At 62.1% G+C, this 13,231-nt stretch carries 11 protein-coding genes; 1 reads left to right on the top strand and 10 read right to left on the bottom strand.

Annotated features, from left to right (window positions below; all coding sequences use genetic code 11):
* Positions 1-102 precede the first annotated feature (102 nt).
* From tolC to J2Z31_RS22225, 5 genes are all read right to left on the bottom strand, one after another.
* Positions 103-1,467, bottom strand: coding sequence for an outer membrane channel protein TolC (gene tolC / locus J2Z31_RS22245; protein ID WP_209605159.1), 1,365 nt, complete (start codon positions 1,465-1,467; stop codon positions 103-105).
* Between the two features lie 276 nt (positions 1,468-1,743).
* Complete coding sequence (locus tag J2Z31_RS22240) at positions 1,744-2,403, bottom strand: protein-L-isoaspartate O-methyltransferase family protein (protein ID WP_209604728.1); 660 nt, start codon at positions 2,401-2,403, stop codon at positions 1,744-1,746.
* A 183-nt stretch (positions 2,404-2,586) separates the two neighbouring features.
* Complete coding sequence (gene exbD / locus J2Z31_RS22235; RefSeq protein ID WP_209604726.1) at positions 2,587-3,012, bottom strand: TonB system transport protein ExbD; 426 nt, start codon at positions 3,010-3,012, stop codon at positions 2,587-2,589.
* Positions 3,013-3,017: 5 nt separating this feature from the next.
* Positions 3,018-4,013, bottom strand: a complete 996-nt coding sequence (exbB, locus tag J2Z31_RS22230; protein ID WP_209604724.1) for a tonB-system energizer ExbB — start codon at positions 4,011-4,013, stop codon at positions 3,018-3,020.
* Positions 4,014-4,243: 230 nt separating this feature from the next.
* The gene (locus J2Z31_RS22225; protein WP_209604722.1) at positions 4,244-6,661 is read right to left on the bottom strand and encodes a ComEC/Rec2 family competence protein; all 2,418 of its coding nucleotides are present in this window, start codon (positions 6,659-6,661) and stop codon (positions 4,244-4,246) included.
* Between the two features lie 317 nt (positions 6,662-6,978).
* Between J2Z31_RS22225 and gltA the strand changes: the two genes are divergently transcribed.
* The gene (gene gltA, locus J2Z31_RS22220; protein WP_209604720.1) at positions 6,979-8,268 is read left to right on the top strand and encodes a citrate synthase; all 1,290 of its coding nucleotides are present in this window, start codon (positions 6,979-6,981) and stop codon (positions 8,266-8,268) included.
* A gap of 70 nt (positions 8,269-8,338) precedes the next feature.
* Here gltA and lpxB read toward each other — a convergent pair whose 3' ends face one another.
* The 5 genes from lpxB to lpxD all read right to left on the bottom strand — a co-directional run bounded on the left by lpxB (position 8,339) and on the right by lpxD (position 12,846).
* Positions 8,339-9,523 carry a lipid-A-disaccharide synthase gene (gene lpxB / locus J2Z31_RS22215; protein ID WP_209604718.1) on the bottom strand — a complete coding sequence of 395 codons (1,185 nt, stop codon included), beginning with the start codon at positions 9,521-9,523 and terminating at the stop codon, positions 8,339-8,341.
* Positions 9,524-9,613: 90 nt separating this feature from the next.
* Positions 9,614-10,504 carry an LpxI family protein gene (locus tag J2Z31_RS22210; protein ID WP_209604716.1) on the bottom strand — a complete coding sequence of 297 codons (891 nt, stop codon included), beginning with the start codon at positions 10,502-10,504 and terminating at the stop codon, positions 9,614-9,616.
* A gap of 5 nt (positions 10,505-10,509) precedes the next feature.
* Positions 10,510-11,322, bottom strand: a complete 813-nt coding sequence (gene lpxA / locus J2Z31_RS22205) for an acyl-ACP--UDP-N-acetylglucosamine O-acyltransferase (protein WP_408022053.1) — start codon at positions 11,320-11,322, stop codon at positions 10,510-10,512.
* Between the two features lie 2 nt (positions 11,323-11,324).
* Positions 11,325-11,789 carry a 3-hydroxyacyl-ACP dehydratase FabZ gene (gene fabZ / locus J2Z31_RS22200; protein ID WP_209604714.1) on the bottom strand — a complete coding sequence of 155 codons (465 nt, stop codon included), beginning with the start codon at positions 11,787-11,789 and terminating at the stop codon, positions 11,325-11,327.
* Complete coding sequence (gene lpxD / locus J2Z31_RS22195; protein WP_209605155.1) at positions 11,782-12,846, bottom strand: UDP-3-O-(3-hydroxymyristoyl)glucosamine N-acyltransferase; 1,065 nt, start codon at positions 12,844-12,846, stop codon at positions 11,782-11,784. The genes fabZ and lpxD overlap by 8 nt, the downstream gene beginning before the upstream one ends.
* Positions 12,847-13,231: the final 385 nt, after the last annotated feature.

Below are 13,231 nucleotides of genomic sequence, written 5' to 3'. Positions count from 1 at the left end.
GGAATTGCATAAAGCTAAAACGCCCCACATTCCAACGAATGCGAGGCGCTTCGAGATCTGCTGCGTCGATGTGATCGCCCAGGGAACCTCGGGCGGTATAAATCAGCGCCCGTCGACGGTGCGCAGGCCGAACCACTTGTCCTTGACGGCTTCGTAGTGCTCTTCGGGACGATATTCCGCCACCTGCAGTCCCTGTACCTTGACGGTCAGCCTGCCCATGGCCGCAAGCAGGGCATAGCTCGCAACGACAGCATCGCGCTGCGCGCCTGCCAGCGACTCCCGCGCGATCAGCACGTCCTGCTGCGCGTCGAGCACATCAAGCGTGGTGCGCTGGCCGACCTTCCGTTCTTCAACGACACCCTCGAGCGCCAGATTGGCGGCGGAGATCTGCGAACGACTGGCGGTGATGCGGGCAAGGGCCGATTCAAGCTGAGCATGCGCGGAGACAACGGTCTGCTGCACCTCAGCGCGTGCCGAATCGACGAGGATGCGCTGCTGGCCCAATCGTTCCTTAGCCTGGCGGATCTGGCCGTATTCAGCGCCGCCCTGATAGATCGGCACTTCCAGACGCGCCGTAATACTGGCGGTGGTGTTGTCGGCATTGACATTGCCGGTGTTCCGGGTGACCGCACCTTGAAGAACGACGCCAGGCAGCATCGTGCCTTCGGCCGATTTCACCTGGAAGCCCGCCGAATCGACCGAGTATTGCGCCGCCAGGATCTGCGGATTCTCGCGCAGGCCCGTGGCAACGGCCTGGTCCAGCGATCTCGGCATGCCCCTCGTCGCGGGCCCGGTCTGCCGGATCGCCGTTGGGGCCGCACCGACGATCTGGACATAGACCGCTTCGCTCTGCTTGAGCTGCGCCACGGCAGCGACGAGCAGCGACTGCGCTTGCGCCAATTCCGCTTGCGCCTGGCTCACATCCGTACGGGTGCCCTCGCCCACATCGAGGCGCGCCTCGGCGGCGTTCAGCTGCTCCCGGAGGAAGGCCAGGTTCTGGCGCCGAATGGAGACGACCTGCTGGTCGCGGACGATATTCGCATAGGACTGCGCGGCCGTCAGAAGAATCTGGATCTCATTGGCCTTCAATGTCTCCCGGCTCGAGAAGACATTCGACTCGGCCGCCCTGACGTTGTTCAGCGTCTGAAACCCGTCGAAGATCGTCTGGGTGATCGAGATTCCGACCTGGCCGCTGTGAAGGTCCTCGCTACCGGTGACTTCCCGGTCAACACGCGACAGCGTCCCGGTTGCCGTGGCGGAGACCTGCGGCCGATATCCGGACTTGGCGATTGGCACCCCTTCGTCAGTGGCGCGCAGGCCAGCGCGGGCCGCGTTCAGATCCGGGTTGTTCGCGTAGGCCTTCGCCATCGCCCCGAAGATCGTCTCGGCGGATACGGCGTGCGGCACAAGCAACAGGCTGGTTGAAACAGCCGCCCACAACGCTGTTTTGCGAACAAACGACACGATCTTACCTCCGATCAGTCGGACGGCATTGCCGCCCGCAAGTTAGTAGCAAGCCCCTACCAGGTTAATTCGCTCAACCAAGAATGGCACGCAGCGCCAAGCATCGGCGAGCAAATCACCGCTTCCTTGCTCTTTGAACCCCGGATTCGGTTTTGCGACAACTGTACACCACCACTCCACCCGAGCATTTCAAAAAGAAACAGGCAATACGTTGCCAATCCGCAACATCGATTTTCTTGCGTCTATATCCCTTTATGAGGACCCTCAACGGGAGGCGCCTCAGAAAACAAACGACTGCTCGCGACGAAAACCCGGCAGAGGCTTCACGGATGTATTGAAATCGGGCCTCTCGGACGTCCTTCCCGATTCGCGCAGGTAAAGTTTCGCACGGGAGGCGTTACCAAAACCTTCAACGACCACCAGGCGCCCGCCGTCGCGAAGCTGCTCGAACAACGCGGCCGGGATCGCCTCTACCGAGCCATTGACGAATATCACGTCGTAAGGCGCCTCGGCGGGGTAACCCTTTGCCAGATCGCCGGTCACCACCGCTATGTTGTCGTAGCCGAGCTGCGCCAGAGTCTCCGTTGCCTTCGCGGCGAGCGACTCATCGCTTTCGAGCGCCACCACGGAACTGGCGAGCAGCGACAGCAAGGCCGACGCGTAACCGGAGCCGCATCCGATCTCCAGAACCACATCCGACTTCGAGACTTGCGCAAGCTGCAATAGTTTGGCGAGCGGAGACGGTTCCATCAGGTAACGCGGCTCGACGCCACCGACGAGCTGAATGTCCGCATCGATATAGGCAAGTTCTCTCATCTTCGCGGGGACGAACTCTTCGCGCGGCACGGTAAGGAAGGCGGACAGGACAGAGTGGGACGTCACATCCGTCGTGCGGATCTGATTGTCCACCATCTTAATGCGCGCTGCTTCGAAGTTCATGATACTGCCTCGTGTCCCGTAGGCGCGGCGCCGTTGGCTGGAGGACCGCGCGATCTTCATGCATTAAGCTCATAATTCCCCGCACCGCCGGTTTCAAGCGACCGTGGCATTTCGGCATAGAAAAAGGAACTCGCCGGCCGGCAGCGGCCGCGGCTGAAGTATCGGTGACGGAAACTGAGGCGGTCAGCGCGCCGGCGCCGCCTCGAGTCCGACGAGCGCAATCTTGCTGTAGCCGGCCCCCTGGATGAGGTTCATCGCGCTCATCAAGTCGCCATAGTCGACGAGTCGGTCCGCGCGGAGCAGCACGCGCGTTTCCTTGTTGCCATTCGTGATCCGATCGAGCTCGGAGGAGAACGCCTCACGGGCCGTTTCCTCGTTGCCGATCGCAAGGGTCAGATCGGCTTTCAACGTGACGAAGACCGGCTTGTCCTCGCGCGGAGTCGGCTTGGCAACCGATTGCGGCAGATCGACCTTCATGTCGACCGTCGCAAGCGGAGCGGCAACCATGAAGATGATCAGCAGCACGAGCATGACGTCGATGAAAGGGGTGACGTTGATCTCGCTGTTTTCGGCGAGTTCGCCGCTCTCTTCGGAAAGTCTTCCCGCCATGGCCGTCACCCGACTCTTGCGATCGAAGCCTCGGCGCCGTGGGCATAGCCCTCGTGGCGACGCGGCTGTTTCTTTTGAACGTGTCGATGATCGAGATCGCGGCTCACCAGACGCTCGACAGCCGCCGCGGCGTCCGCCAGCATGAGCTTATAGGCGCCTACCGATCGGGCGAAGTAGTTGTAGATCACGACTGCGGGTATGGCCGCGACAAGACCGATTGCGGTTGCCAGCAGCGCCTCGGCAATGCCGGGGGCGACGATCGCCAGATTGGTCGTCTGCGCCTTGCTGATGCCGATGAAGGAATTCATGATCCCCCATACGGTTCCGAAAAGGCCGACAAAGGGTGCAACGGAGCCGATCGACGCAAGAACGCCCGTGCCGGCGCTCATCCGCTTTCCAGCGCGAATTTCGATGCGGCCGAGCAGCGACGAAACGCGCTCCTTGACGCCGGCGGCCGGCGCCTGATCCAGCACCGCCTCCGAGCGGACCATTTCGTCGCTTGCGGCGGCGACCATATCTGCGGCAACGCCGCCTTTGCTGCCAAATTTCGCTTCGCTTTCCGCCAGCCCGTTTGCCGTGCTCAGGACTTCTACGGCTCGCCGCATCCGCGATTTTGCACTCGCGAGTTCCAGGCTCTTCACGAGGAAGATCGCCCAGGTGACGACAGAAGCCACCGCCAGAGCGATCATCACTGTTTTGACGACGATGTCGGCGGCCAGGAACATGCCGACCGGAGAGAGGTCGTGCGGAAGGACCGGACCTGTTGCTGCCGGCGCTTCGACACCGCCCAGATGCGGCGTTTCGCCAGAAGCCGCGGTCGACTCTTCGGGGCGCCGCACACCCGGTACCGGTGTTGCGGACACCGCCGGCTGCTCAGCGCCCGACGTGGATGGAGCCGGTTGCACCGTCTGCGCAAACCCCGTCGCCGGAGGGCCGGCCAGGAAAACGGCGATCGTGGCTGCGATCAAAACCTTGAACACCGATCGGGTCCGCTTCGACATGTCATTCCTCATAATGTCTACGCTTGCCCGACGGGCGCGGACGCAAGCACAATCGATTTCATCGGTTCAAGATGCTGCATGCGGGTCGAAAGCCGCAAGCACCCCTCACCCTGCACAACTGCAGGTGAAGCCATTGGCACTCTCCTTACGACAAACCTCAGCTTGATGCCAAGGATTTCTTGAGTTTTGTATTCAAGAATATGCTGCCGCCTGGTGCGCAGAGGCTCTTCCTAGATCTCCGGCGACACGGTCGAGAAGGTATTGCTGCGCCAATCGTACCGGCGGTGATGCTGCCACGGGCGCTCTGTGGAGCGGAACGCCGTGACGGCACGCATGCGCGGCAGCTCGCCGGGTCGGGCGCGATCGGCGTAAATTTCGACGGCACCGCTCAGCCGCAACGTTTCACCTGTCAGGATGCGTGCACGACCTGAAGCACAGGCAGGTAGTGGCCGGCGGGTTGCGACGATCACCAGATCGGCACGCCCGCACAAGGCCGGGAAGAGCTCCGGCTCATCGATAACGAGAACCGCCCAACCTTCCCGGCTGCGACCGGCGCACCAGGCGTTCTCCCGGCAACGAAAGGCGCCTGGCTTTGCCGTCGCCAACGCGACCGCCGCTTCGACGCCGATCGCCGGAGTTCCGCCGGGTGAGGAAGCCAGCTCGACCGGCGGCATGTGCCGGCCGAGGGCGAGTGCTCGCTGCCATTGCGAAAAGATGAAATCAGGTGGCCGCGTCCGGTTCGTCGCGATCGCCTCGTCGGAAACGAGGCCAACCAGCCGGCCGTCCTCCGAGACCAAAATCGACGGGCGCTCGGCCTGGCGTTCCAGCGCGATCGCCGTTCCACCCATGAGGACCAGCACGGCTCCGAGGAGCGCCAGACGGGTTCTGAGCACGCAGAGAAGCACGCCACCGGAAGCGATCGAAACGAAACCGAAGTCGCCGACGCGGCCGGTGACCCAGTCGGCATCGAGTGCCGCCACATACCGGGCGACGGCAAGCATCCACTCCAGCCCCTGACCCATCACCATCAAAGGGTAGTACTCGAGCCCGAAGGGCATCAGTAACATGGCGAAGAGGCCGAACGGCATGATGAGGATGCCGATCAGCGGCGTCGCGGCAATATTTGCCGCCAATCCGTAGGCCGGCAGCCTCTGGAAATGGGCCGCGGCGTAGATGGCTGTCGCTAGTCCGCCGATGAACGATGTGGCAACGGTGCCAGCGACAAGGCTGCCGGCGGGTCCCAGTGATCGCGCCGAGCTCCCTTCCTGCCGGCCCTTGCCGCGGTGATCGCGCCAACGTGCGTAACCCGCGACAAGGGCCAGGGTCGCGGCAAACGACATCTGAAATCCGGGCCCGGCGACCGAAGATGGCGACCAGGCAATAATGACGAGCGCGGCAAGCGCCACGTTGCGCAGGCTGATTGAGACGCGGTCGAAGAAAACGGCGAGAAGCATGATCGTGATCATGATCCATGATCGCAGCGCGGAAACCGCCCCTCCGGAGATCAGGATGTATAAAAAGACCATGAGCAGCGCCCCGGCGGCCGCTATTTTTTTGATCGCCAGCTTTTCCGCAACACCGGGCAGCAAGTTCAACAGGGTCCGCGCGCCCACGAGGAACGTACCTGCGGCAAGGACCATGTTGAGCCCCGAAATGGCGAGCACATGCGAGAGCCCCGCCGAACGCAGAATCTCGACGGTCTCGCGACTGATCGCGCGCTCTTCATCTGTGACGAGCGCTGCGGCCATTGCACCCGTATCACCGCCAATGGTCGTGCGTATTTGATTGCCGACAGCCTCGCGTGTCGCTGTGAGGTAGGCAGCCACCCTCATGGAGACGGACATGGTGGATTCTGCGGCGACCTCCGCTCCTGCGGTTGCCCGCGGAGTGCCAAAAAAGAACCCCACCGCACCAATGCCTCTGTAGTAAGCGTCGAAGGCGAAATCATTTAGTCCCGGAAGCGCAGGCCCAGAAGGTGGCGAGAGCCGGACCTTGCCCTCGATCGCCGAACCGATCGGAAAAGGCGCGTGGCGGCTGCGTGCCAACAGCGTTGCCCGGGTCGGCGGTCTGCGCAATTGCGGCGCGGCCGTCTCGCGGATTTCGACGAGGTAGCGCCAGCGGCCTTTGTCGTCGGCCTCTCGCGACAGGACGATCCCACGGACGTTGGTCGTCACGGGGCCATCGAGAACCACAGTGCCCAGCCGGACGGTTTCGATCGCAGCAAGCAGCATACCTCCCGCCACCAGGCAAGGAGCCAGAACCAGCGGCCGATAGGGGCGAAACCGTCCGGAGCAGAAGAGGGCCGCCATGCCAAAAACGCATGTCAGTGCTGCAAGTTCAGCAATTCCGGGTGCTTCTGCCAGCGCGAACCAGCTGATGGAGCCAAGCGCAAGGAGCACGGGTACCAAGACGAAACCGTGGCCGTATTCGGCTTCTTCCTGCATGGCGGAACGCAGCCCGCGAACGGCGGAGGCGACGGTCGTACGGCCGCTGCTGCGTGCCGATGACCACGTCGGAGGCGTGCAGGCCTGAAGTTTGGCCAGGATTCGAGGGGATTTGCCGGCATGAGCGAGGGGCGCGAGATGAGCCGCATACCGGGTGCGCTGCTCGTCCAACTGCGCCGGCGCCTCACCCTGCCCCTCCCTCATTTGTAGCCCGCTCTGACCCCGTTTGCTGTCGGCTTGATCGTGCAACCAAACCGTCCAGGTTGCAACCGGAAGACTAGCTGCTCAAAAAAGCGGCAAAGCTATAAAGAATGGTACCGCATCAGGCTGAGCGCGATCATTGATCTTGTTCGTCATGTTGCCGTAAACTGCGGTTGTTGCATCGCCATATGCCAGTTTTCGCGTCGCACAATTTGCCTTTCGTATCGCTTGGCAGTCGAAAGTAAATCATATAGCAAATTCGCAACGCTCAATTTCTCGGCATAGCTTGTATGCCACGGCGCCATAGACGGAGGGTCCCCATGTCAGAAAAAAACGCGACGATAAACATCGATGGAAAAGCAGCGGACCTGCCAGTGCGATCCGGGTCCATCGGTCCGGACGTCGTGGACATCGGTTCACTCTACAAGCAAACCAAGATGTTCACCTATGATCCCGGCTTCACGTCGACGGCATCGTGCGAGTCCAAGATCACCTATATCGACGGCGATGAAGGCGTGCTGCTTCACCGCGGCTATCCGATCGAGCAACTCGCCGAGCACGGCGACTTCCTCGAAGTCTGCTATCTTCTTCTCTATGGCGAACTGCCGACCAAGGCGCAGAAGGACGACTTCGACTATCGTGTGACCCATCACACGATGATTCACGAGCAGATGAGCCGGTTCTTCACCGGATTCCGCCGCGACGCCCATCCGATGGCGGTCATGTGCGGCTGCGTCGGGGCGCTCTCGGCCTTCTATCACGACTCGACGGACATCACCGACCCGCATCAGCGCATGGTCGCCTCGCTGCGCATGATCGCCAAGATGCCGACGATCGCCGCAATGGCCTACAAGTACCATATCGGCCAGCCCTTCGTTTACCCGAAGAACGATCTCGACTACGCCGCAAACTTCCTGCGCATGTGCTTTGCCGTGCCCTGTGAGGAATATGTGGTGAACCCGGTTCTAGCACGCGCCATGGACCGCATCTTCATCCTGCACGCGGACCACGAGCAGAACGCTTCGACCTCTACGGTGCGCCTGGCCGGCTCCTCGGGAGCCAACCCGTTCGCCTGTATCGCCGCAGGCATCGCCTGCCTCTGGGGTCCGGCTCACGGCGGTGCGAACGAAGCAGCACTCAACATGCTCGCGGAGATCGGTTCCGTTGACCGCATCCCGGAATATATCGCCCGCGCCAAGGACAAGAACGATCCGTTCCGCCTGATGGGCTTCGGCCACCGCGTCTATAAGAACTACGACCCGCGTGCCAAGATCATGCAGAAGACCACTCATGAGGTCTTGGCGGAGCTCGGCCACAAGGACGATCCGCTTCTCGAGGTCGCCATGGAACTCGAGCGGATCGCGCTGACTGACGAGTATTTCATCGAAAAGAAGCTGTACCCGAACATTGACTTCTATTCGGGCATTACGCTGAAGGCGCTGGGTTTCCCCACGACCATGTTCACCGTGCTCTTCGCGCTCGCCCGGACCGTCGGCTGGATCGCCCAGTGGAACGAGATGATCGAGGATCCGGAACAGCGCATCGGCCGCCCGCGCCAGCTCTATATCGGCGCGCCGCTGCGCGATTATCTGCCGATTTCCAAGCGCTGAGCACGGCGCCACTGCATGTCGCGTTAACTCGACCTCGATTTAACGCGGCGCTAGTGAACAAAAAACCCGGTCAGAACTGGCCGGGTTTTTTCTTTTGGAGAAAGCCGAGGACGATGTCCGCCGCTCTTTCTCCCGGTGGACGATCGGTCGCCATCCGTTGCTGCACGATAGCAAAACCGTCGAGCATCGCCCGCCTCTGGGCCGTATCGCTGGAAAGCCGCTCGAACCACCGCGTCAGCGTCGCCGGGCGGATCGCCTTGTTGAAATATTCCGGGACGACGGGGAAATCGGCAATGAGATTGGGCAGCGCCGCCGTCCAGATCTGAATCCGCGCGTGCAGCAGCGTGACGAGCCAGTCAGCGCAATAGGTGGAAACGACCGGCACGCCGGCAAGCGCCAACTCGAGGATCACGGTTCCGGATGCGGCGAACGCGGCGTCCGCCTCGGCGAAGGCCTCCCACTTCTTCTCCGCAGCGACGCTAATTTCCGGCTGGACCTTCCAGGCGGCCGTGAGCTCGCGCACCCGCGCCTCCTGACGCGGCACGGTCGGCAACAGGAAGCGCATGCCCTCATGGCGCGCGGCCAGTTCCTCGACGGCATCACGGAAGATCGGCAGCAGGCGCGTGATCTCACTGGCGCGGGAACCAGGAAGCAACAGGCAGGTCTTGCCAGCAGGGCCCTCCCCCGATTGCTGCCTGGCTTGCCGCTGCTCCCGGACCGCGAGCACGTTGCTGTCCGAGGCAAGCCGGTGGCCGACATAGGTCGTCGGCGGACCGCCGAGGCGTCGCATCACCTCCGGCTCGAAGGGCAGCACTGAAAGCACATGGTCGACATAAGCGCGCATCCGCGGCGCGCGTTCCGCCTTCCAAGCCCAGACGCTCGGACAAACATAATCGATGACCGGGAGGTCGGGCAGGACCGCGCGGACACGCTGCGCCACACGATGGGTGAAGTCGGGACTGTCGATGATCACCAGCAGATCGGGCCGCGCGGCGACGATGGCGCGCGCGGTTTGGCGAATGCGAAGAAGAAGTTTCGGCAGCCGGGCGATCACCTGCGAGAAGCCCATGATCGACAATTCGGAATAATCGAAGAGAGACGCAAGGCCTTCGGCCTCGAGCGCCTCTCCGCCGACGCCGACGAGTTCGACGGCGCCATCCACCCGCCCGCGAAGCGCGCGCACCAGGTCGGCGCCGAGCAGGTCACCCGACACCTCACCGGCAATCACTGCGAGCTTGCAGATGCGCTCCGTCACGATCGCCCTCCCTTCAGCGCCGCGCGTCTTATCAGACGCGCAAAGGTCGCTGTAACACTTTGATATGGCTGCATGTCTCTTCCCGTAAACCTAGGTCGAATTAAGGAGACATGCAGTAGGATCGCGCTCGATGCCGATTATGAAAAGACCGCAACGGTTGGCAGCTTCGACGACCTCCGACCGCTCCAGGACGAGGGCACGACCCGCTTCGACGGCGATACCCGCCAAGCCTGCCGCCTCGGCGCCCGCGACCGTTGAGGGTCCGATCGAGGGCAGATCGGCGCGCTCGTCCTGCTGCGGCTTGCAGAGCTTTACGAGGACACCGCGACGGCGCGTCGAGACGCGGCCGTCGGCCTTGAGAGCGGCGACCCGCGCCAGCATGGCATCGGTCCCCTCCGCTCCTTCAAGCGCCACCACCCGGCCTCCCACCGCAACAGCGCCCTGGCCGACGTCGAGCGCGCCCAAGGCGTCGGCGGCGGCTATTCCCGCCGCTATATCCCGCCGATCCTCAGCCGCAGGAGCGTGTATGCCGATCGGTCCCGCATCCGCAAGCAAGTCCGGCACGACGTCATGGGCACCGATGACGTGGGCGCCGCTTGCTTCGATGAGCGCGATCGCCATTCGAAGCACCGCATCGTCGCCGCCCGAAACCAGGGTTCTGATCACGCTTGGCACCTTCACCAACGTCTTCAGCGTCGGTCGAATGTCGCGCCATTCCGGGCGCCGCCGAACGGATCCGGAAAGGACGACCCGATCTATGCCTTCCGTCGCAAAGGTTCGGCTGATAGCGGCGAAATCGCCAATCGCCAGGATCGAGTGGTCAAACCCGGTCCATTCGGCATCCGCCTCCCGCGACAGCGCGATGATAAAGGGATCCTCTCCCTGCCTGCGCGCTGCTTCGGCGACGTGATGCGGAAGCGCCCCCGCGCCGGCGATGATGGCGAGCCTGCCCTTTCTTTGCGGCAGGCCGTAAGCGTTCACCACCGTCACCCCTTGTTGCTGCGATTGGGCGACGACAGCGCGCGGTCGCTCTCGGCGGCGATGAAGTCGAGGATCTCGAGGGCGGGCGGACAATCGAGATAGTCTGCGCGAATCGCCGCGGCGTTGGCTCGGATGGATTCCGGCCCCTCGAAAATCTGCTTGTAGCAGCGCCGAACCTCGTGGATCTTCTGGCGATCGATGCCGGCGCGCGTCATGCCGACGACATTGAGGCCGCTCAGGACGCCCGGATTGCCGTTCAGCATACCGTATGGAATGACATCGTAGCTCACTGCCGACAGCCCGCCGACGAAGGCCTGCTTGCCGACACGGGTGAACTGATGAACCGCCGAGCCGCCGCCGAGAATGGCGCGGTCCTCAACCGTCACATGTCCGGCAAGCATGACGTTGTTCGACAGGATGATGTTGTTGCCGAGTCGGCAATCATGCGCGACGTGCGAATAGGCGAGGAAAAGGTTGTTGTTACCGACGATCGTCGTGCCGCCGTGTTCGACGGTGCCGGTATTCATCGTTACGCCTTCGCGGATCGTGCAGTTCTCACCGACGACAAGCGTCGTGTCCCGAGCGCTGTGATGCACGCTCTGCGAATCGCCTCCAATGACAGCACCCGGAAAGATCTTCGTCCCCTTGCCGATCGTCGTGCGTCCCATGACGACGACGTGACTCATGAGCTCGATGTCGTTTCCCAGAACGGCATTCGGCCCGATGTGGCAAAACGGGCCGATCTTCACGTTCTCGCCGATGACCGCGCCGTCCTCGACAACCGACGAGGGGTGGATCTTCGCAGTTGATGCAATCATTTTCAGGCGTCTTCCTTGCTGACTATCATCGCGCCGATATCAGCTTCCGCGACGAGTTGCCCGTCAACTTTTGCGTCACAATGAAATTTCCAGATATTGCCCCGCTGCTTCTGCTTGGTGACATGGAACTCCACCCGGTTACCGGGCACCACCGGCTTGCGGAAGCGCGCATTGTCGATCGTCATGAAGTAGACGAGATTGCTGCCGATCCCGGACTTTCGCGCGCAGATCGCGCCCGCAGTCTGGGCCATGCCTTCGATCAACAGAACGCCCGGCATGATCGGCTTTTCCGGGAAGTGCCCGGTGAAGTGAGGTTCGTTCGCCGTCACATTCTTGATGCCGACTGCTGAGTTGTCCTCGTCGATTTCGATGATTCGGTCGACGAGCAGGAAGGGATAGCGGTGGGGAAGAAGTTTCAATATTTCCTGAATATCCGCCGTACCGAGGACCGTCGCAGCCTCACTCATCCCTGCCACCCTTCTTCTTCTGCCTTTCACTTGCCCGCATCGCCATCTCGGCGATGTCGCGCAGGAAATCCCGCATAGGACGGGCTGGAATTCCGCCGTAGCGCTCTCCAGCCGGCACGTCGCTCGCCACTCCGCTCATCGCTGCGATCTGCACCCCGTCTCCAATGCTGATATGCCCATTGACCCCGGTATTGCCGCCGATCATCACGCCATCACCTATCCGCGCGCTGCCGGCGATGCCGACCTGGCTGACGATACCGCAATAGCGGCCAATGCGGACGTTGTGGCCGATCTGAACGAGGTTGTCGATTTTCGTGCCCTCGCCGATCACCGTGTCGTCCATGGTGCCTCGATCAATCGTCGTGTTCGCGCCGATCTCGACATGATCCTGAATGATCACGCGCCCGACCTGGACGATCTTGATCATTCCGCCCTTCGGTCCCGGTGCATAACCGAAACCGTCCTGGCCGATGCGCGCACCCGGATGAATAATGACGTTGTTGCCGATCAGCGCGCAAAGGATGCTCGTCCCTGCTGAAATCGTGCAATCGCGACCGATCCGGACATACGGCCCGATGACGGCACCGGCCGCGATCCTCGTCCCGCTGCCGATCTCGGCACCGGCACCAATTACGGCCGTCGGCTCCACGTCCACACCCGCCTCGAGACGGGCTGTCGGATCGACGAAAGCCCCGACGGCAATGCCGCGCTCGCTCGTATTGTGGGACGGACGCATCGCCTCGCCGTGCAGCAGGGCGCCAGCAAGTGCAAACGCCGTGTGCGGCTTCGGCGTCAGGAGAACGGGGATATGCGGTGGCACGATCGAGGAGACCGCCTGGTCGCAAATGATCGCGGAGGCGCGACAGCTTTGCAACTCCTCCCTACTCTTTCGCGACAGCATATAGCAAACGTCGCCGGGCTTGGCGCGGTAAACCGGCGCCGCCGCACGGATCACTTGGTCGGCCGCAGCCGCGTCCGAGAGTTGCGCCCCGATCCGATCCGCGAGGTCTCCCAGGCGGATCCCCTCATGGGGCGGAAAGAACCAATTCTGTTCCATAGGGTCAGGACCCATGAGATTTATCCATTCTGCGTGGCAGATATCCTGTCTGGCTACTTATGTCTCGTTTAAATCGAACCCGATTTAACGACAAAGACATGCAGCATTCCGACTTCCACAGCGACCATCGCGCGTCTGATAAGGCGCTCGGCGCTGTAGGAGGCAAGATGCAGGAAATGACCGAACCTTTTCAAGACATACCAACGCGGTCAAGGCGTGAAAACCGCCGCCCCTTTCGGATTCCGGGTCCAGGGCCACCGAAAACAAAGCTCGGCAAGACCTCCGGGTCTTGCCTTGCGTTTGTTTTTTTCCATCCAATCCCATGGACAGGAACAGAATGGATGGACTTTAGGTCCGATCCTGGCCACCCCCAGAACAATCTTCC

Origin of the sequence: Sinorhizobium kostiense (assembly GCF_017874595.1) — a bacterium.
GTDB lineage: Bacteria > Pseudomonadota > Alphaproteobacteria > Rhizobiales > Rhizobiaceae > Sinorhizobium > Sinorhizobium kostiense.
This window is presented reverse-complemented; position numbering and strand designations above follow the sequence as displayed.